The sequence below is a fragment of the Curtobacterium sp. VKM Ac-2861 genome, assembly GCF_013204965.1.
Lineage (GTDB): Bacteria > Actinomycetota > Actinomycetes > Actinomycetales > Microbacteriaceae > Curtobacterium.
In genome coordinates this window covers 128052-148196 of sequence record NZ_JABMLA010000004.1, presented here as the reverse complement: position 1 = coordinate 148196, position 20145 = coordinate 128052, and the positions used below count along the sequence as shown (strand labels likewise).

Here is a 20145-nt window from a genome sequence, read left to right as displayed (position 1 = left end):
GAAGCCAGTGTCCGAAAGGATGTCGCCACCACCGCCGCGTCGGCGCGGTCAGTCCTGGAACGTCCGGCGGTACTCGGAGGGCGAGGTCCCGAGGATCCGCCGAAAGTGCGTCCGCAGGTTCGCGTCGGAACCGAGGCCCGCTCGCTCGGCCACCTGGTCGACGCCGAGGTCCGACTGCTCCAGGAGCTCCCGGGCGAGGTCGACGCGCGCCCGCAGCACCCACTGCATCGGCGTGTACCCGGTGTCCTCCACGAACCGGCGTGAGAACGTCCGGGTCGACACCGTGGCATTGCGCGCGAGCGCTTCGAGCGTGAGCGGCTCGGCGAGGTGCCGGAGCGCCCACTCCCGGGTGTCGGCGAACACGTCGCCGAGCGGCTCGGGCACGCTCCGCGGGACGTACTGTGCCTGGCCGCCGCTGCGGTACGGGGCACTGACGAGCCGTCGCGCGACGTGGTTCGACAGCGCCACGCCGTGGTCCTGTCGGACGATGTGCAGGCACAGGTCGATCCCGCTCGCGGCGCCGGCACTGGTCAGCACCGAGCCCGCGTCGACGAACAGCACGTCCTCGTCGACGTCCACCTCGGGGTACCGCTCACGGAGCACCCGCGTGTAGTGCCAGTGCGTCGTCGCCCGGCGGCCGTCGAGCAGCCCGGCTGCCGCGAGCGCGAACGCCCCGGTGGAGATCGCCGCGATGCGGACGCCGCGCTCGTGGGCCCGCGCGAGTGCCGCGACGACGTCTGCTGGCGGCGCCGAGTCCGACGGGCGGCGGTAGCCGGGCACGAAGACGGTCTCGGCCCAGTCCAGTGCCTCCAGCCCGTGGTCGACCGCGTAGGCCAAGCCGTCGCCGCCGGTGATCCGACCGAACCGGGGGCCGCAGACCCGCACCTCGTAGGGCATGCTCGGCCGGTTCGAGAACACCTGCGCGGGGATCCCGACGTCGAGCGGTTTCGCGCCGTCGAGGACCAGGACCGCGACGCGGTGCAGTGGGGTCCGGGCCATACCGGCGACGCTAGCCGAACACGTCACCCTCGCGTTCTCCACAGATCTGTCAGCCCCCTCCCGTAGGATCAGCACACCACGTACGCTCCGTACGTGCCGTACTCACCGGAGGCCCTCGTGCCCATCGCAGCCGACTACCCCACGTACTCGCGCGCCCGCGAGCACTTCAAGGACATGCTCGACGCCACGGCGACCGGCCGCACCGTGACGGTCGCCCGCGACGGCGCCGTCTCCGCGATGCTGCCCGTCGACCGGCTTCGCGACTACTTCTTCCGAACCGTCTCCCCGCGGGTCAGTGTCTTCCGCGAGGCCGGCGCGGTCGTCGCCCTCATGGAGGGGCGCCCGTTCGTCGCCCAGGGGACGGACGTCGACGACGCACTCGACGACCTCGCCCTGTCGCTGCGGGAGTACGCGGTCGACTGGGAAGACCGTCTCCAGCACGCCCCGAACCACCACGACGCGTGGGCGCTCGTCCAACTGGTCAAGCTGTCCACGGACGCCGAACTGCGCGACTGGTTGGAGCGCGGCGGTGAGTAGCCCGAGGCACCCTGCTCCGAACCGCGAGCACCACGACACGTTCTGCACGACCGAGCGCTGGACACTGGTGCGCGGCGCCACCGGTCAGCCCGTCCGGCACCATCGCACCTACGAGCTCGTGCTCTGGGACGCACGCGTCCTGCGCACCCGGATCTCGAAGCCCGTCGACCGGTCGACCTACGGTGCGCGCATGTGGGCGCACGTCCTGCGCCACCAGCTGCAGGTCGATGCACCGGCCTTCTGGCGCTGCGTCGACGACGGCACGCTGCCGGACCGGGGCAGCCCCGTGCACCCGGCGCCCGCGAACGCCCTCCCGCTGTACCTGGTGCGGGCACTCCACGACCTCGGTGTGCCCGAGTCGGAGATCCTCGACCTCGGACCCGCCGGCGCTGCCGGACTCCACGCCGAGCTCCTGCGCCGGGCGGCCGAGCCGTCCTGATCGTCAGGCGTCGCGGACGGCCAGCACCCGGTGCGGCGATGCCCGTTCCGCTCGCCACCCGGTCGGCAGCGTGTCCCGCAGTTCCGCCAGGGTGAAGGACCGACGGATCGACCGCAGGCCGTCGACCCGGACGAAGGTCCCCGCGGACACCAGCGGCGACGCCAGCGCGTACGCCCGGTAGGCCTCGCGCGACCGACGGATGTCCGAGTGCACGCTGCGACCCGACGCGAGCGCCTCCGAGTCCGCCAGGAACCCGTTCCGCTCGTCGTCGCCCAGGTGGTGCAGGACGTGGTTCGACACCACGACGTCGAACCGCTCGCCCGCCGTCACCAGGTCACCGCTTGACTGCTGCCGGAAGGTGACACCCCGCGGTGCCCGTCGGTTCGCCGCGTGGATCGCCCGCGGGTCCGGGTCGACCCCGACGACCTCGACGTCGAACCCGTCGCTCGCCGCCCACCGCACGACGGCCCGGGCCAGGTCGCCGCCGCCGCACCCGAGGTCCAGGACCCGGGCGCGGCCGTGCACCGGCAGGGCCGGCACGACGTGGGTCCGCCACGCCGAACGCCAGCCGCTCACCAGGGCGTTGACGAGCGCGAAGCGCCGGAAGGTCCGCGCGAGCGCGTGCGGGTCGCAGTCCGGGTCGTCCATGAGTTCGGTCAGGTCGACCGCGCGCGTGCGCAGGTCGAGGACCGGGAGGCCCGTGGAGCCGCCGTCGGGACGGCTCACGTGCGCACCATGGTCAGTCGCGCACTCTCGACCGTGAGACCGGGGCCGAAGGCGAGCGCCACGACGGCAGCACCGTCCGGGATCCCGGCGTCGAGGGCCTCGCGGAGCACGAACAGCACGGTCGCGCTCGACATGTTCCCGTGGTCGCGCAGCACCGCCCGGCTCGCCGCGATCGCCGCGTCCGGCAGGTCGAGCGCCTGCTGCGTGCGGTCGAGAATCGCACGTCCACCGGGGTGCACGGCCCACACCGGCACGTCGGCGGCCGGTCCGTCGAGCAGCGACGCGACGGCCTCGGCGACGCTGCTGCCGACGAGCTTGGGGACCGCGGTGCTCAGGACCATCTCGAAGCCCTCGTCGCCGATGTTCCACGCCATCTCGCCGGCGCTCTCGGGCACGACGGCGGTGGCGAACGCGTCGAGGCGCAGGCCGGGGCCGTCGGCGGTGACCACGACGGCGGCGGCACCGTCCCCGAAGACGCTGTTCGCGACGATCTGGTCCGGGTCGTCGCTCGCGCGGACGTGCAGGGTGCAGAGCTCGGCGCAGACGACCAGCACGACCGCGGCCGGGTCGGCCTCGGCGAACGCGGCCGCGATCCGGAGCGCCGGGAACGCCGCGCAGCACCCCATGAACCCGATGTGATGGCGGAAGACGTCACGGCGCAGGCGGAGCTCGGTCACGATGTCCAGGTCCGGGCCGGGCTGCGTGAATCCGGTGCACGACACCGTGATGACGTGCGTGACCGAGGCCGCGTCGACGTCTGCGCGGGCCAACGCGTCACGAGCAGCTTCGACGAAGAGCGGCGGCGCGAGCTCGCGGTAGCGGTCGTTGCGGGTGCCCGTGGAGGGCGAGTGCAGCGCGCCGTCCGTGTCGCGGAACGCACCCGCTGGACGGCTCCGGTCAAGTTCGGCCAGCACGGTGTGCCGGTGCTCGACCGCCGAGGCGTCGAAGGCTGCGGGGACGAGCCGCCGGCCGAGACGACCGAGCTCGGGCTGCGCAGCAAAGAGGTCTCGCACGGCAGCCTGCTCGAGCGTCGTCTCCGGGACGGCGGTTCCGATGGCGCGGATCGTTGCGGACACGACTCATCCTGTCACCGGGTCGCTGACGCGTCCCCAGGTTCTCCCACACCGCGGAACGGACACAGCACCGTGGTTTCCCACGGTGCTGTGTCCGGAACCTGGTTCCGCGGAACGGAACTGCACGGAACGGCGACTACGCCTGCTGCGCGCGCTCCAGCACGAGCTCGCGGACGCGGGCAGCGTCCGCCTGGCCCTTCATGGCCTTCATCACGGCACCGATGATGGCGCCGGCGGCCTGGACCTTGCCGTCCTTGATCTTCGCGAGCACGTCCGGCTGGCCGGCGAGTGCCTCGTCGACCGCGGCGGTGAGCGCCGAGTCGTCGGACACGACCTTGAGCCCACGGGCCTCGACGACCTGGGCCGGCGAGCCCTCGCCGGCGATGACGCCCTCGAGCACCTGGCGTGCCAGGCGGTCGGTCAGGTCGCCGGACTCGACGAGCGCGATGACCTCGGCGACGTGCTGCGGCGACACGAGGTCGCCGGGCTCGGCGTCCTGGGCGTTCGCGACCCGGCTGATCTCGCCGGTCCACCACTTGCGGGCGGCCTGCGGCGCAGCGCCGGCGGCGACGGTGCCCTCGACCTGGTCGAGCAGCCCACCGTTCACGACGTCCTGGAACTCCAGGTCGGCGAAGCCCCAGTCGCCCTTGAGGCGACGGCGGCGAGCCACCGGTGCCTCGGGCAGGGACGCGCGGAGCTCCTCGACGACCGCGGGGTCCGGCACGACCGGCAGCAGGTCGGGCTCGGGGAAGTAGCGGTAGTCGTCGGCATCCGACTTCGGACGGCCGGCCGATGTCCGGCCGGTGTCCTCGTGCCAGTGACGGGTCTCCTGCGTGATCGAGCCGCCGTCGGCCAGGATCGCGGCCTGGCGCTGGATCTCGTAGCGGATCGCACGCTCGACGGCACGGAACGAGTTGACGTTCTTCGTCTCGGTGCGGGTGCCGAGCTTCTCCTGGCCGCGGGGGCGCAGCGAGATGTTGGCGTCGCAGCGCAGGTTGCCGCGCTCCATGCGGGCCTCGGAGACACCGAGTGCACGCACGAGGTCGCGGATGACCTGCACGTACGCAGCACCGAGCTCGGGGGCACGGTGCTCGGCACCGAAGATCGGCTTCGTGACGATCTCGACGAGCGGCACACCGGCGCGGTTGTAGTCGACGAGCGAGTACTCGGCACCCTGGATGCGGCCGGTGGCACCACCGACGTGCGTCAGCTTGCCGGCGTCCTCTTCCATGTGGGCGCGTTCGATCGGGACGTTGAAGATCGTGCCGTCGGCCAGTTCGACCTCGACCTCGCCCTCGAACGCGATCGGCTCGTCGAACTGCGAGACCTGGTAGTTCTTCGGGTTGTCCGGGTAGAAGTAGTTCTTCCGGGCGAACCGCGACGACTCGGCGATCGAGCAGCCGAGCGCGAGCCCGAGCTGGATCGAGTACCGGACGGCCTGCGCGTTGACGACGGGCAGCGACCCGGGCAGCCCGAGGTCGACCGGCGTCACGTTCGTGTTCGGCTCGCCGCCGAAGAAGTTCGGCGCGTCCGAGAACATCTTGGTCTTCGTCGCGAGTTCGACGTGCACCTCGAAGCCGAGCACCGGCTCGTAGCGCTCCAGTGCCTCGTCGAAGTCCATGAGCGCGTCCTTCTGCGCCATCAGATCACACCTTCCTGCGCAGCCGACTGCTGACTCTGGTCGAGGTCCGGGATCCGGTCGATGAGCGGGGCTCCCCACTGCTGTTCGAGCAGACGCTCGAGCGCCGCACCGTAGCGGTACAGGCGGGCGTCCTCGCGCTGCGGGGCCATCAGCTGGACGCCGACGGGCAGGCCGTCCTCGGGTGCGAGGCCGTTCGGGATGCTCATGCCGGGCACGCCCGCCAGGTTCGCCGGGATCGTGGTGAGGTCGTTGAGGTACATCGCGAGCGGGTCGTCGATGCGCTCACCGATCGGGAACGCGGTCGTCGGGGCCGACGGGCTGATGAGCAGGTCGACCTGGTCGAACGCGGCCTGGAAGTCGCGCTGCACGAGCGTGCGGACCTTCTGTGCCGAGCCGTAGTAGGCGTCGTAGTAGCCGGCGCTCAGGGCGTAGGTGCCGAGGATGATGCGACGCTTCACCTCGGGACCGAACCCGGCTTCGCGCGTGGCGGCCATGACGTCCTCGACCGTCGCACCGTTCTCAGGCGTGACGCGCAGGCCGAAGCGCACCGAGTCGAACTTCGCCAGGTTCGACGAGGCCTCGGCCGGCAGGATCAGGTAGTAGGCGCTGATCGCGTAGGCGAAGGACGGGGCGTCGATCTCGACGACGACCGCACCGGCCGACTCGAGCAGCGCGACGGTCTCCTGGAAGCGCTGGGTGACCCCGGCCTGGAAGCCGTCGCCACCGGCGAGCTCCTTCACCACGCCGACGCGCAGGCCGCGCAGCGTGTCCGCCTGCAGTCCTTCGCGGGCGGCGGCGGCCATCGAGGGCCAGGCGTCGGGGATCGAGGTGGAGTCGCGCGGGTCGTGCCCGCCGATGACGTCGTGCAGGAGCGCGGCGTCGAGGACGGTGCGGGCGACCGGGCCGATCTGGTCGAGGCTGGACGCCAGGGCGATCGCGCCGTAGCGGCTGACCCCGCCGTAGGTCGGCTTCACACCGACGGTGCCGGTGACCGCGCCGGGCTGACGGATCGAGCCGCCGGTGTCGGAGCCGAGGGCGATGGGTGCCTCGTGCGCGGCGACGGCAGCGGCCGAGCCACCGCCGGACCCGCCGGGGATGCGGTCGAGGTCCCACGGGTTGTGGGTCGGTCCGTACGCCGAGAACTCGGTGGTCGAGCCCATCGCGAACTCGTCCATGTTGGTCTTGCCGAGCGGCACGAGGCCGGCGGCGCGGAGCTTCGCGACCGGGGTGGCGTCGTACGGCGGCATCCAGCCTTCGAGGATCTTCGAGCCCGAGGTGGTCGGCATGTCCTGCGTGCACAGGACGTCCTTGATCGCGATCGGGACACCGGCGAGGGGCCCGAGGTCGTCGCCGGCCGAGCGACGCGAGTCGATCGACTTCGCGACGGCGATGGCGTTCTGGTTGACGTGCAGGAAGGCGTGCACGTCGCCGTCGACGGCGGCGATGCGGTCGAGGTGGGCCTGCGTGGCCTCGACGCTCGAGACGTCGCGCGCCACGAGGGCGTCGGCGAGCGCCGCGGCGCTCATCCGCGTGATGTCGGTCACTGTTCTTCTCCCAGGATGGCGGTCACTCGGAACCGTTCGCCGTCGGAGTCCGGCGCTCCGGAGAGCGCCTGCTCCTGCGTCAGCGTCTGGCCGACGACGTCGGGTCGGGTGACGTTGCCGAGCGGCACGGGGTGGCTCGTCAGCGGGACGTCGTCGGTCGCGACCTCGGCGACCTTGGCGACGCTCTCGACGATGTGCGACAGCTCCCCGGTCAGCTTCTCGATCTCGTCGGGCGTGAGTGCGATACGTGCGAGGTTCGCCAGGTGCGCGACCTGCTCGCTCGTGATGTCAGGCATGGTGCTCCGTCGATCGGTTCGTGGACGTCCGACAGTCTATTGGCTGCGGTCGATCACGCAGGCGCGGCTGTGGACGGCTGTCTGGAGGCCCGTCACCGGTCCGGCGGACCGGTGACGGGCCTCCAGTCGGCGTGGACCCGAGCCGTCACTTCCCGTTCTGGTCACCCGCTGCCGGAGCCGCCGTGGCGGCGGGCGCCGCCGGTTCCGCCGGAGCAGCCGGTGCAGCCGGTGCAGCGGGTGCAGCGGTCTGCGTCGGCGTGGTCGGCGTCGACTGGTCGGCCTGCGACGCACCGGATCCCGACGACGCCGAGGACTGCGACTGCGACGACTGCGACGAGTGGCTCGCCTGCCCGATCATCGCCTGGCTCGGCGTGGGCAGGGCGTCCCCGCCGACCGTCTGGTCCAGGTACGCCATCATCGACTTCCCGACCCCGAACTTCGCGCTGTACCCGGTGGTGCCCTGCAGGAACGGCCAGTTCGCCAGGCTCACGCTCCCCTGCACGTTCCCGATCCAGGTGGCGTTCGTGTACTTCGTCGACGACGCGACGAGCCAGTTCTGCACGTCGCCGTCGGTGGTGCCGGTCTTCGCGAACTTCGGCACGCTGTCGCCGGGGTTCGCACTGGCGGCGGTGCCGGAGCCGGACAGCACGCCCTGCAGCGCGTAGTCGACGGTGCCGGCGACGTCCGCCGAGACCCCCTGCGTGCAGGACGACGGCGTCGGGGTGATCTTCGTGCCGTCCGACTCGGTGACCGAGTCGATCGCGGTCGGCGTGCAGACGACGCCGCCGTTCGCGAAGCCCGCGTAGGCCTCGGCCAGGTCGATCGGCGACAGCTCGTTGACGCCGAGGATCGACGAGGGGGTCTGCCCGAGGGCACCGCCGTCGGCGCGGTGGATCCCCATCGACTGCGCGAGCTGCGCGATCTTGCAGAGGTCGAGCTGCTTGCCCATCGCGCCGAAGGCGGTGTTGATCGACTCGACGGTGGCGGCCTGCACGGTCATCGACGCCGGCACGGACTCGGCGTTCGCGACCGGCCACGTCCCGCCGCTGACGTTCTGGCAGGAGTTCGTGAACTCCGAGTTCTGGAACGTGTGCTCGGTGGTCGACACCGATTCGGACAGGGTGTGGCCGGTCGCGAGCCACTCGGCCAGGGTGAACACCTTGTAGGTGGAGCCGGTCTGGAACCCGCCGGAGTTGCCGTAGCCGGAGTCCGCGCTGTAGTCCACCGCGGTCGACCCCGCTGCGGCGTTGTCGCCCTGCGTGTACGACGTGTTCTGCACCATCGACATGATGCGTCCGGTGCCGGGCTCGACGGTGACGTTGGAGCCGCCGACGTCGACGCCGGCCATCGTGGCCGGCACGTAGGTCGACAGTGCGGTCTGCGCCTGGCCCTGCAGGTCGAGGTCGAGCGAGGTGTGGATCTGCAGGCCCTTGGTGTCGAGCGTCGCGATGCGCGCCGCGGCGGTCTTGCCGAACGCCGGGTCCTGCAGCACCTGGTCGCGGACGTAGTCGCAGAAGTAGCCGGCGTCGTAGTTCGTCGCCGCGGTCGAGCAGCCGTTCGCGGTCTCGGTGATCTTCGGCGTGACCGGGGTCGCGATGGCCTTCGTCATCTCGGCCTTCGTGATCGACCCGTGCGCCTGCATGCGGCGGAGGACGTAGTCGCGTCGTTCCTTGGTGAGCGCGTAGCCGTTCGCCTGCCCGTTCGCCTTGTCACCGGGCACGTCGATGCGCAGGTTCGAGGGGTTGTTGAGGATCGCCACGAGCGTGGCCGACTGCACGAGCGACAGGTCCTTCGCGTGCACGCCGAAGTAGTACTCGGCACCGGCCTCGGCGCCGTACACCCGACCGCCGAGCCCGACGATGTTCAGGTACCCGGTCAGGATGTCGTCCTTCGAGTACTTCTTGTTCACCGCGATCGCGTACCGCATCTCCTGCAGCTTCCGCTGCGGGGTGACGCCGGCTGCGTCCTCGTAGCAGGCCTCCACCTTCTTCGCCGTGGCGGCCTGGTCCTTGCCGGTGAGCTCCTCGCACTGCTGCACGAGGACGTTCTTGACGTACTGCTGCGTGATGCTCGATCCGCCCTGGACGTCGCCGCCGACGACGGTCGCGGCGACTCCGCGCAGCGTGCCGAGGACGTCGATGCCGCCCTCGTCGTAGTAGCGGGGGTCCTCGGTGTCGATGGCGGCCTGCTTGAGCGTGTCCGCCATCTGGTCGGCCGCGACGTTCGTCCGGTTCTCGGCGTAGAACGACGCGATCTTGACCTGCTTGCCGCCCTTCGTCGCGTACACCGACGACACCTGCTGCGGCGTCTGCACGTCGAGGTAACTCGGCAGGTCCTCGAAGAACGCGACCGCACCCGAGGTGCCCTCACCCGCGACGGCGACCGCGGGCGTCACCGCGACGGCGACGAGCATGCCGGCGAGCACGGACATCACCACGAACATCAGGAGAGCACCAGGCCATCGCACCACACGCATGCCCCGAACCGTAGGGAGGCGGGCTGTACTGGTTCTGCCGTGGAACCGACTGAGGCTGCGCCGTCGCTCAGGTTGCCGCTCAGGCAACACCTGTCGCGGGTCGCGATCCGCGCGGGGTCGCGGATCCGGCCGGGAGGCCCGGTGCGGCCCCGGCACGTCGGCCGCCGGTCACGATCCGGTCACGCCCAGGGCCTCGCCCCGTCAGTCGCGGGGCTGCAGGTCCTGCGGACGGACCAGGTACATGTCGACCGACGCACCGACGACACCGTCGTCACCGGTGCTGCCGCGTCGGACCTGCTCGCGGACGAGGTCACCGCGGCCGATCCCGATCAGGGCGACGTCGTGCAGCGATGCGGTCCCCGGCTTGAGGTAGTCGTTGTGCCCGACCGGACGGCGGAACAGGTCGCCGGCGGCCAGCGCGTCGGCACCGCCGGCCAGGTTCATCACGGTGGCGCCGAACGACGAACCGCCCGGGTCCGTACCGTAGTACCCGGACCCGGCGATCGGGTCGCTGTGCGCGACACCGACGAACACCTCGTCCGAGGCGACGTCCAGGTCCGCCGCCGACCGGACGTCGCTGCCCGGTGACCCGAGCACGGTGAGGGTGTCGGCGCTCATCCGTCCGGAGGCGAGCGCCATGAGCGCCGTCGTCGACCCGTACGAGTGCGCCACGATGTTCAGCCGGGGCTGGTCGCCGTCGCGGATCTGCCGCAGGCCGTCGACGGTGCGCTCGAGTCGCTGCGCCCCGGAGTCGGCGAGGCTGAGCGACATGATGTTCGACAGGTCGGGCGTGCGGTAGCCCATCCACGCCACGACGGCGACGCCCGTCCCGTCGCCGGAGCCACCGGCCGCCAGCGGCGCGAGGGTCGCTTGTTCGCTCGCCAGGTCGTTGGCGGTGTTCGTGAAGTCGGCCATCTGCCCGGTCACGGTGAAGAACATCCCGGGGACGATGACGGTGACGTCCGCCGCCGTGTCGAGGTCTCCGATGCTGATCGCCGCTCGGCCCGCCGCCCGGGTGTCGAGCGTGATGAGGAACCGCTGCGGGTCACCGGGTTCGCGCCGCAACGAGTCCCGCACCTGTCCGAGCATCGCGGCGTGCGCGGCTCCGGTGTCGGGGTCGGCGAGTCCCGTGGTCAGGGTCGACCGGTTCGCGCGGTCGCGGACGGCGTACGGCACGCCCTCGAGGTTGCCGATGATCGACGGCGCGTGGACCAGGAGCGTGCCCTGTTCGTCGGCGCCGAGTCCCGCCCACCACTGCGCGACGACGGCCGCCGCGGGCGGGTCGTCCTGCGCGGTCGCCACGACACGGCGGTCGGCGGCGGCGCGGCGCAGGTCACCGACGCCGAGGACCCCGAGGTCGTCGAGGAACGCCCGACCGTGCGCGTCGGCGACCGTGTCGACGTCGATCTGTCCCCCGGTCATGACCGGCTGGGGCACCGTACCGCGCTCGGAGACGAGCGCGACCGTCACGGTGGCCGTGGCGGCATGGGCCGGAGGCGCGACGGGGGCCTCGACCACTCCGAGCGAGTGCATCGAGGCGGTGAGCAGAGCCGCGGCGATGAGCAGCAATCGGGTCTCCCCCTGGAAGGCCGTCCCGCCGTCTCCCTGCAGACGACGGGTGATGCTCTGTCGAGTGTAAGGAGAATGCCCGAGGATCGGTCATGCGCGATGCAACTTGTCCCCCGAACTGGGTGCGTCGCACGGCGCGCCGCAGTGTGCGGCCACATCGCGGTCGTGCTCGTCGCCCCGGCTCAGCCCTCGGGCGCGGCGACCTCCGGCTCGGGGAGCGCGCTCGGCCCCTCGGTCACGAGCAGGTGGAACTGCTCGGCGTCGATGATCCGGAGCCCCAGCTGCTCGGCCTTCGTGAGCTTCGACCCGGCCCCGGGACCCGCGGCCACGAAGTCGGTCTTCTTGCTGACGCTCGACGCTGCCTTGCCGCCAGCGGTGATGATCGCCTCGAGCGCGCCCTCTCGCGTGTACCCCTCGAGGGACCCGGTCGCCACGACCGTGACGCCGCTCAGGACACCGCCCTCGATCGCCGCGCCCCCGGGGCCGGGGTGGTCCGGCGTGGTGAACTGCACGCCCGCCGTCGTCCAGCGGTCGATGATCTCGCGGTGCCAGTCGACCTCGAACCACGCGAGCAGCGCGTCGGCGATGATCCCGCCGACCCCGTCGACCGCCGCGAGTTCCTCGCGCGAGGCGCTGCGGATCCGGTCGAGCGACCCGAAGTGGTTCGCGAGCGCCCGCGCCGCGACCGGTCCGACGTGGCGGATGCTCAGCCCCACCATGATGCGCCAGAGCGGTTTCGTCTTCGCCGCGTCGATGTTCGCGAGCATCTCGAACGCGTTCTTCGACGGGAAGCGGCTCGGCTCGCCGGTGTAGTCCGCACCGCGTGCTTCGGGGTCGAACGGCGGGTCGGTCTTCTTGCGCGCGCGGCTGAACGGGGTCACGCGCTTCGGGGCACCGGCGTCGTCGACCTTCTCCATGCCGGTCTCGGCGTCGCGGACGATCACCTCGATCGGGACGATGTCCTGCATCGTCAGGTCGAACAACCCGGCCTCGGTCACGAGCGGCGGGGTCTCCGGGTGCAGCGGCTGCGTGAGCGCTGCGGCTGCGACCTCGCCGAGGCCCTCGATGTCGAGGGAACCGCGCGATGCGATGTGCTCGACACGACCGCGGACCTGCGCGGGGCAGCTCTTCGCGTTCGGGCAGCGGAGGTCGATGTCGCCTTCCTTCGCGGGGGCGAGCTCGGTGCCGCACTCCGGGCAGTGCGTCGGCATCACGAACTCGCGCTCCGTGCCGTCGCGCAGGTCGACGACCGGCCCCAGGACCTCGGGGATGACGTCGCCGGCCTTCCGCAGCACGACGGTGTCGCCGATCAGGACGCCCTTCGCCTTGACCACCTGCTGGTTGTGCAGGGTGGCCTGGCGGACGACCGACCCGGCGACCTCGGCCGGGGCCATCACCGCGAACGGGGTCGCACGCCCGGTCCGCCCGACGCTGACGACGATGTCGACGAGCTTGGTGTGGACTTCTTCCGGCGGGTACTTGTACGCGATCGCCCACCGGGGTGCACGAGACGTCGAGCCGAGTTCTTCGTGGAGGGCGAGGTCGTCGACCTTGATGACGACGCCGTCGATCTGGTGCTCGACCGAGGCGCGGCGGTCACCCGTGGAGCGGACGAAGGCGTTCACCTCGTCGATGGTGTCGAAGACCCGGTAGTGGCTGCTCGTCGGCAGGCCCCAGGTCTCGAGCAACTCGTAGACCTCGGACTGCGAGCGGACGTCGGTCTCCTGCTCGAGCTCGCGCACGGGCCACGCGCCGATGCCGTGCACGAGCATCCGCAAGCGCCGGAGCCGGTCGACCATGAGTGCGCGCTTCGCCTCGGACTTGCCCTCTTCCTTCTGGCGGAGGGACCCGGCGGCGGCGTTGCGCGGGTTGGCGAAGACGCGCTCCCCCGCCTCGCGCTGGTTCGCGTTGAGCTCGTCGAACTCGGCGACCGGGAAGAAGATCTCGCCGCGGACCTCGACCAGCGGCGGGTGGCCCGTCCCCGACAGCCGGTCCGGGATCGTGCCCATCGTCCGGACGTTGCCGGTGACGTCCTCGCCCACGACGCCGTCACCACGGGTCGCCGCCGACACCAACCGGCCGTGCTCGTAACGCAGGTTGATCGCGAGGCCGTCGATCTTCAGCTCGGTCAGGAACCGGACACGCTCGGCACCGGCGTCGCGCTGCACCTTGACGGCCCACTCGGTGAGCTCGTCCGGGCTGAACACGTTGTCGAGCGAGAGCATCCGCTCGGCGTGCTCGACCGGTGCGAACTGCGTGGTCTGCGCCTGCCCGCCGACGGTCTGGGTCGGGCTGTCCTCGGTCAGGAGCTCCGGGAACCGCTGCTCGATCGCGGCGAGCCGTCGGACCAGCACGTCGTAGTCGGCATCGGCTTCCGGTGATCCGTTGTCGCCCTGGTAGTACGCCTGTCGCAGCTCGTTGATACGGGCCCGCAGCCGGTCGACCTCGCGCCCGGCCTGGGCGGCGTCGAGCCCGTCGGGGTCGATGGTCTCGAACGTGGCGTCGGTCTCGCTCATGCCATCAGTTCTACCGTGTGCCACCGACGGCGCGTGCAGCGGACCCACCGCCCGGGAGCGGCGGTCTCAGGCGTCGACGGGGACGGCGCTGACGGTGCTGTCGATCGTGCACTGTCCGAGCACCCGGGTGCCGACGTAGACCACGGCCGTCTGCCCCGGGGCGACCCCGTGCAGCGGCTCGTCGACGTCGATCACGAGCACGTCGTCCTGCACCCGCGCCGTCGCCGGCACCGGGTCGGCGTGCGCCCGGATCTGCACGTCGCACGCGAACGGCGTCTGCGGGTCGGCGGGTGCGGTGCCGGCCCACGTGAAGCGGGAGCCCGACATCGACGACACGGCCAGGGCCTCCTTCGGACCGACCACGACGGTGTTGTCCTTCGGGCGGATCTCGAGCACGAACCGGGGCTTGCCGTCGGCGGCGGGGCGCCCGAGCGACAGTCCGCGGCGCTGCCCGACCGTGTAGCCGTGCGCGCCGTCGTGCGAACCGACGACGGTGCCGTCGCGCTCGACGACGTCACCGGTCTCGCTGCCGACACGGTCGGCGAGCCAGCCGCGGGTGTCGCCGTCCGGGATGAAGCAGATGTCGTAGGAGTCGGGCTTCTGGGCGACCGTCAGCCCACGCTCGGCGGCCTCGGCCCGGACCTCGTCCTTCGACGGGGTCGCCCCGAGCGGGAACATCGCGTGCTGCAGCTGCTCGGCGGTCAGGACCCCGAGCACGTAGGACTGGTCCTTCGCCCACGCGGCCGATCGGTGGAGTTCGCGGGAGCCGTCCGGGCCGGTGACGATCGAGGCGTAGTGCCCGGTCGCGACGGCGTCGAAGCCCAGGGCCAGCGCCTTCTCGAGCAGCGCCGCGAACTTGATCCGCTCGTTGCACCGCATGCAGGGGTTCGGGGTGCGGCCGGCCTGGTACTCGGCGACGAAGTCGTCGACGACGTCCTCCTTGAACCGGGCCGAGAAGTCCCACACGTAGTAGGGGATGCCGAGGGCGGACGCGGCGCGCTGGGCGTCCATCGAGTCCTCGATCGTGCAGCACCCGCGACTGCCGGTGCGGAGCGTGCCCGGCATCCGGCTCAACGCCAGGTGCACGCCGACCACGTCGTGCCCGGCGTCGACCGCCCGGGCAGCAGCCACCGCCGAGTCGACCCCACCGCTCATCGCCGCCAGAACACGCATGCCTCCAGGGTAACCCGCCGACGAACCCGTACCGCTGGCGTACCGTTGGTCGAGCGATGGCCACGACGGGGAACGACTCATTCGACTTCCGGTCCGTCCTGTTGTCCGGGTTCCTGCCCGCGGCACTGTTCGCCATCGGCGAGGGCGCGATCATCCCGATCATCCCGATCGCCGCGGACTCCCTCGGCGCGACCCTGGCGTTCGCGGGCTTCGTCGCGTCGCTCATCCTGGTCGGCGAACTCATCGGCGACGTGCCGTCCGGCATCGTCGTCGCGCGGATCGGCGAGCGGAACGCGATGATCGGCGCCGCCCTGGTGTCGGTCGGTGGCCTGGTCGTCTGCACGACCGCGGCGAACGCGTGGGTGCTCGCCCTCGGGGTGTTCCTGGTCGGCGTCTCGACCGCGGTGTTCGCGCTGGCACGGCACGCCTACATGACCACGGCGATCCCGGTCCGCATCCGAGCCCGGGCGCTGTCGAGCCTGGGCGGGGTGTTCCGCTTCGGGTACTTCGTCGGACCGTTCCTCGCCGCCGGCGTGATCCACCTGACCGGCACCACCGCGAGCGCCTTCTGGATCCACGTCGTGTGCTGCCTGGCGGCGGCGACAGTGCTCCTGGTGCTGCGCGACCCGGCGACGGGCGCACGCGGTCTGCGGTTGCCGCCACGGGCCTCCCGGTCGGGGTCGGACGCGACCGGCGTGACCGAGCCGTCCACCGACACCGGAGCGGTCTTCGTCGGCAAGGAGGCGCACGGCCTCTTCCGCACCCTGCGCACGAACCGGGCCGTGCTGCTGCGGCTCGGTAGCGGCGCCGCGCTCATCGGCGCGATGCGCGCCGGACGCCAGGTGATCCTGCCGCTGTGGGCGGTCAGTGTCGGGCTGAACGACTCGACGGCCGCGTTGATCATCGGCATCGCCGGTGCCGTCGACTTCGCGCTGTTCTACACGAGCGGCCAGATCATGGACCGTTGGGGACGGTTGGCGAGCGCACTCCCCTGCATGCTCGGGCTGAGCGTCAGCTACTTCCTGCTCGCCTGGAGCGGGCACCTCGACGCGCGGGTCGGCTGGTTCGTGGGGATCGCGATGGGGATGTCGCTCGCCAACGGCGTCGGCTCCGGCATCCTCATGACGCTCGGCGCCGACCTCGCCCCGCGCGACGACCCGGCGCCGTTCCTCGGGGCCTGGCGCTTCACCGGCGACTTCGGGTCAGCAGCGGCACCGCTCGTGATCTCCGGGGTGACGGCCGTCGCGACGATCGCGGTGGCCAGCGGCGTGATGGGCGTGCTCGGCCTGATCGGTGCCGGTGTGCTGCTGCGGTACGTGCCGCGGTACCTGCCGCGCCAGCTGCGCTGACGCGCGCGCCGCGCGCTGCGCGCTGCGCGCTGCGTGCTGCGTGGCCGGCGCACGGGGTGCTGCGTGCTGCGCGGCCGGCGCACGGTGCGCGTCCCGCCGCTCCGTGCGAGGTTCCCCGCTCCGTGCGCACCTGCTGCGGCGCACGGAGCTGCCAAACCCGCACCAGGTGACGTCCGGCGCACCGTGCGCACGGGCGCACCACCACTGCCCGGGAGGCCCGGCGCACCCCCGCCACGAACACCGCACCGTGTCGACACGGTCACCCACAACGCCGCTGGCCGCTCCACGCGCACCTGCTGCGGCGCACGAAGCGGCCAAACCCGCACCACGTGACGTCCGGCGCACCGTGCGCACGTGCGCACCACCACCGCCCGGGAGGCCCGGCGCACCCCGCCACGAACACCGCACCGTGTCGACACGGTCACCCTCAACGCCGCTGGCCGCTCCGCGCGCACCTGCTGCGCGCACGAAGCGGCCAAACCCGCACCAGGTGACGTCCGGCGCACCGTGCGCACGCACCGACGTCCGCCGACCAGAGACCGCTCGGTAGACTGCCGCTGCTCGCGGGAGTGGTGGAATCGGTAGACACGCAGGATTTAGGTTCCTGTGCCCCAGGCGTGAGGGTTCGAGTCCCTCCTTCCGCACCGACCGTTGCGTGCTCGCGCATCTCATACCACCGAGGGACGTTCCGGTCACGCGCGGACGGTACCCTCGTCGTGCGGGTGACCCTCCCGTCACCGCATCTGCACGACCGGAAGAGACATGCACTCCGTCGCACTCGCCCTGATCCCATGGCTGGATCCGCAGTACATCCTCGACCACTTCGGGGCGGTCGCAGTGCTCGTCGTCTGTGCGATCGTCTTCGCCGAGACCGGTCTGCTGATCGGCTTCATCTTCCCGGGTGACAGCCTGCTCGTCATCACCGGCCTGTTCGCGTTCGACCGCGGCGGCGAGATCGGCGGCATCCCGATCTGGGTCGCGGCCCTGATGATCGGCGCTGCCGCGTTCCTCGGTGGGGAGCTCGGCTACTACATCGGCAAGAAGGCCGGCCCGCCGATCTTCGAGCGCAAGGAGAGCGGTCTGTTCTCCAAGGCGAACGTCGAGCGGACCAACGCGTTCTTCCACCGGTTCGGCCCGCTCGCGGTGATCCTGGCGCGCTTCGTGCCGGTCGTCCGCACCTTCGCGCCGATCGCCGCCGGCGTCGGCCGCATGGACTACAAGAAGTACTCGCTCTACAACGCGATCGGCGCCGTCGTCTGGGGTGTCGGCGTGACGTTCCTCGGGTACTTCATCGGGCACATCCCGTTCGTCGCCCACATCGTGCGCGAGTACATCGACATCATCCTGCTCGCCGCCGTCCTGGTCACCGTCGTGCCGATGGCGCTGACGTACATCCGGAACGCCCGCAAGGCGAAGAAGCGCGAGCACCAGGCCGAGTCGACGGCCGTCGACCCGCAGCTGTAGCGGCACGCCGGACCGAACACGACAGGCCCACACCGTTCGGTGTGGGCCTGTCGTCGTCGCAGGTGGGCAGTTCAGAGCCCGAAGTGCTCTCGCACGACCGGCGCGATGCCCCGGAACGCCTTGCTGCGGTGCGACAGCACGTTCTTCTCGTCGCGGGTGAGCTCGGCCGACGAGCGGTCGGCGTCGTCCGGCCGGAACACCGGGTCGTAGCCGTGGCCGCCGTCGCCGACCGGCGCGGTCAGCACCTCGCCGTTCCACACCGCCTCGACCACGTGCTCGAACCCGTCGGGCGTGACGAACGCGGCCGCGCACACGAAGGCGGCGGTCCGCTCCACGACGCCGTCGAGGTTCTGCAGCAGCAGCGCGATGTTGTCGGCGTCCGACCGGGTGCCCGCGTACCGCGCCGAGTGGATGCCCGGGGCACCGTCGAGCGCGTCGACCGCGATGCCGGAGTCGTCGGCGAGCGCCGGCAGTCCGGTGTGGGCGACCGCGGCACGGGCCTTGATCAGGGCGTTCGCGGCGTAGGTGTCGCCGTCCTCGACCGGCTCGGGGCCGTCGTACCCGACCAGCTCGACACCCTCGCCCAGCGCCGACCCGAGGATCTCGCGGAGCTCGACGACCTTGCCCTGGTTGTGGGTGGCCAGGACGACGGTGCCGGTCACGCCAGCCCCAGCACGGTCTTCTGGATCGCCGCGAGCGACTGGTTGCCGGCCAGCCCCAGGTCGAGCAGGACGTTCAGCTCGTCGCGGTCGAACGGCGCGTGCTCGGCGGTCCCCTGCACCTCGATGAACTTGCCCGACCCGGTCGTGACGATGTTCATGTCGGTGTCGGCGGCGGAGTCCTCGGTGTACGCCAGGTCGAGCATCGGCTCGCCCGTGACGATGCCGACCGAGATCGCCTGCACGCTGTCGGTGAGCGGGGTGGCCTTCTTGCCGATGAAGCCCTTGCCGCGGCCCCACTCGATCGCGTCGACCATCGCCACGTAGGCGCCGGTGATCGACGCCGTGCGGGTGCCGCCGTCGGCCTGCAGCACGTCGCAGTCGATGACCAGGGTGTTCTCCCCGAGGGCCTTCGTGTCGACCACGGCGCGGAGCGAACGCCCGATCAGCCGGGAGATCTCGTGGGTGCGGCCACCGACCTTGCCCTTGATCGACTCGCGCTGCATGCGCTCGTTCGTCGACCGCGGCAGCATCGAGTACTCGGCGGTGACCCAGCCGGTGCCCTTGCCGGCGAGCCAACGGGGCACGCCGTTCGTGAACGAGGCGGTGCAGAGCACCTTGGTGTTGCCGAACGAGATGAGCGCGCTGCCCTCGGCCTGCGTGCTCCACCCCCGCTCGATGGTGACGGGACGGTGTTCCTCGGCCTGGCGGCCGTCGATGCGGGTGGTCATGGTGTCCTTTCGGTCCGGCCTGGAGGCGCGGTGCGGGTCATCGGGGCGGGCGGCGGCTGGCGGCTGGTCGCCGCTCAGGCCCGCCCACGGGGCAGCGTGATGGCGCCGGTCTCGAGGTGGCCGACGCGGACGATCTCGGGGCCGAGGAACCGGCGGGCGAGCCGCAGGAACCCGTCCTCGTCGTCGCCGGTCGACTCGAACGAGTACGTCGGGGCGGTGGTGGAGGTGCGTTCGAGGCCGTGCTCGACGAGCCGGCGGTACACGTCGTTGGCGGTCTCCTCGGCACTCGACACCAGGGTGACGTCCGGGCCCATCACGTACTGGATGGCGGCGGACATCAGCGGGTAGTGGGTGCAGCCGAGCACGAGGGTGTCGACGTCGGCGGCGCGGATCGGGTCGAGGTAGCCGGCGGCGACCTCGCGCAGCTCCGGTGACGAGGTGTCCCCCGCCTCGACGAACTCGACGAACCGCGGGCACGCCGCCAGGGTCAGGCTGACGTCGGAGGCCACCGCGAAGGCGTCCTCGTAGGCGCGCGAGGTGATGGTGCCGACCGTGCCGATGACGCCGATGCGCCCGGTCCGGGTCTGCTTCACGGCGGCGCGGGCGGCGGGCTGGATGACCTCGACCACCGGGATGCCGTACGCCTGCTCGTACCGTTCGCGGGCGTCGCGGAGCACGGCCGACGACGCCGTGTTGCAGGCGATGACGAGGGCCTTGACGCCGAGTTCGACCAGGTCGTCCATGACCTCGAGCGCGTAGCGGCGGACGTCGGCGATGGGCTTCGGGCCGTACGGCGAGTGCACGGTGTCGCCGACGTACCGGATGCTCTCGCGCGGCAGTTGGTCGATGATCGCACGGGCCACCGTGAGCCCGCCGACCCCGCTGTCGAAGACTCCGATCGGTGCATCCGTCACGGTGACCAGCGTACCGACGCGCGCTGCGGACGTCGGGA

Annotated in this window: 17 protein-coding genes and 1 tRNA gene; 5 read left to right on the top strand and 13 right to left on the bottom strand. The window is 71.5% G+C overall.

Going from position 1 to position 20145, the window contains the following annotated elements; genetic code table 11:
* Nucleotides 1-48: 48 nt before the first annotated feature.
* Nucleotides 49-999 carry a helix-turn-helix domain-containing protein gene (locus HQQ88_RS11650; protein ID WP_173169524.1) on the bottom strand — a complete coding sequence of 317 codons (951 nt, stop codon included), beginning with the start codon at nt 997-999 and terminating at the stop codon, nt 49-51.
* A 93-nt stretch (nt 1000-1092) separates the two neighbouring features.
* Between HQQ88_RS11650 and HQQ88_RS11645 the strand changes: the two genes are divergently transcribed.
* Together HQQ88_RS11645 and HQQ88_RS11640 are read left to right on the top strand one after the other, a co-directional pair.
* Complete coding sequence (locus HQQ88_RS11645) at nt 1093-1536, top strand: prevent-host-death protein (RefSeq protein WP_123294062.1); 444 nt, start codon at nt 1093-1095, stop codon at nt 1534-1536.
* A complete protein-coding gene (locus HQQ88_RS11640) occupies nt 1529-1975 on the top strand; it encodes a cytotoxic translational repressor of toxin-antitoxin stability system (RefSeq protein WP_185021045.1) in 447 nt (148 codons plus the stop codon). Before HQQ88_RS11645 ends, HQQ88_RS11640 begins: the two co-directional genes overlap by 8 nt.
* Before the next feature lie 3 nt (nt 1976-1978).
* Here the strand turns inward: HQQ88_RS11640 and HQQ88_RS11635 are convergent, their stop codons facing one another.
* From HQQ88_RS11635 to mnmA, 9 genes are all read right to left on the bottom strand, one after another.
* Entirely contained in the window at nt 1979-2701 is a 723-nt protein-coding gene (locus tag HQQ88_RS11635) for a methyltransferase domain-containing protein (protein WP_173169523.1), read from the bottom strand.
* The gene (locus HQQ88_RS20185) at nt 2698-3777 is read right to left on the bottom strand and encodes a type III polyketide synthase (protein WP_173169522.1); all 1080 of its coding nucleotides are present in this window, start codon (nt 3775-3777) and stop codon (nt 2698-2700) included. The genes HQQ88_RS11635 and HQQ88_RS20185 overlap by 4 nt, the downstream gene beginning before the upstream one ends.
* 133 nt (nt 3778-3910) lie before the next feature.
* Entirely contained in the window at nt 3911-5416 is a 1506-nt protein-coding gene (gatB, locus tag HQQ88_RS11625; protein WP_159573443.1) for an Asp-tRNA(Asn)/Glu-tRNA(Gln) amidotransferase subunit GatB, read from the bottom strand.
* A complete protein-coding gene (gene gatA / locus HQQ88_RS11620) occupies nt 5416-6960 on the bottom strand; it encodes an Asp-tRNA(Asn)/Glu-tRNA(Gln) amidotransferase subunit GatA (RefSeq protein ID WP_111085022.1) in 1545 nt (514 codons plus the stop codon). The genes gatB and gatA overlap by 1 nt, the downstream gene beginning before the upstream one ends.
* Complete coding sequence (gene gatC / locus HQQ88_RS11615) at nt 6957-7256, bottom strand: Asp-tRNA(Asn)/Glu-tRNA(Gln) amidotransferase subunit GatC (RefSeq protein WP_111085021.1); 300 nt, start codon at nt 7254-7256, stop codon at nt 6957-6959. The genes gatA and gatC overlap by 4 nt, the downstream gene beginning before the upstream one ends.
* 145 nt (nt 7257-7401) lie before the next feature.
* The gene (locus HQQ88_RS11610; RefSeq protein WP_173169521.1) at nt 7402-9732 is read right to left on the bottom strand and encodes a transglycosylase domain-containing protein; all 2331 of its coding nucleotides are present in this window, start codon (nt 9730-9732) and stop codon (nt 7402-7404) included.
* A 201-nt stretch (nt 9733-9933) separates the two neighbouring features.
* Nucleotides 9934-11301 (bottom strand): alpha/beta hydrolase, encoded by a 1368-nt coding sequence (locus tag HQQ88_RS11605; protein ID WP_173169520.1) that lies wholly within the window; start codon nt 11299-11301, stop codon nt 9934-9936.
* A gap of 182 nt (nt 11302-11483) precedes the next feature.
* A complete protein-coding gene (ligA, locus tag HQQ88_RS11600; protein ID WP_173169519.1) occupies nt 11484-13817 on the bottom strand; it encodes an NAD-dependent DNA ligase LigA in 2334 nt (777 codons plus the stop codon).
* A gap of 66 nt (nt 13818-13883) precedes the next feature.
* The gene (gene mnmA, locus HQQ88_RS11595) at nt 13884-14990 is read right to left on the bottom strand and encodes a tRNA 2-thiouridine(34) synthase MnmA (RefSeq protein ID WP_123340734.1); all 1107 of its coding nucleotides are present in this window, start codon (nt 14988-14990) and stop codon (nt 13884-13886) included.
* A 56-nt stretch (nt 14991-15046) separates the two neighbouring features.
* Between mnmA and HQQ88_RS11590 the strand changes: the two genes are divergently transcribed.
* The 3 genes from HQQ88_RS11590 to HQQ88_RS11580 all read left to right on the top strand — a co-directional run bounded on the left by HQQ88_RS11590 (nt 15047) and on the right by HQQ88_RS11580 (nt 17803).
* Complete coding sequence (locus HQQ88_RS11590; protein ID WP_132099603.1) at nt 15047-16339, top strand: MFS transporter; 1293 nt, start codon at nt 15047-15049, stop codon at nt 16337-16339.
* A 563-nt stretch (nt 16340-16902) separates the two neighbouring features.
* Nucleotides 16903-16983, top strand: a tRNA-Leu gene (locus tag HQQ88_RS11585).
* A 118-nt stretch (nt 16984-17101) separates the two neighbouring features.
* Nucleotides 17102-17803: a DedA family protein gene (locus HQQ88_RS11580; protein WP_123294071.1), complete on the top strand. Its 702-nt coding sequence runs from the start codon at nt 17102-17104 to the stop codon at nt 17801-17803.
* A gap of 71 nt (nt 17804-17874) precedes the next feature.
* Here the strand turns inward: HQQ88_RS11580 and rdgB are convergent, their stop codons facing one another.
* The 3 genes from rdgB to murI form a co-directional block, all read right to left on the bottom strand.
* Complete coding sequence (gene rdgB, locus HQQ88_RS11575) at nt 17875-18465, bottom strand: RdgB/HAM1 family non-canonical purine NTP pyrophosphatase (protein ID WP_173169518.1); 591 nt, start codon at nt 18463-18465, stop codon at nt 17875-17877.
* Nucleotides 18462-19193, bottom strand: a complete 732-nt coding sequence (rph, locus tag HQQ88_RS11570; protein WP_111085013.1) for a ribonuclease PH — start codon at nt 19191-19193, stop codon at nt 18462-18464. The genes rdgB and rph overlap by 4 nt, the downstream gene beginning before the upstream one ends.
* A 74-nt stretch (nt 19194-19267) precedes the next feature.
* Nucleotides 19268-20107, bottom strand: a complete 840-nt coding sequence (murI, locus tag HQQ88_RS11565) for a glutamate racemase (protein ID WP_123938935.1) — start codon at nt 20105-20107, stop codon at nt 19268-19270.
* Nucleotides 20108-20145 lie beyond the last annotated feature (38 nt).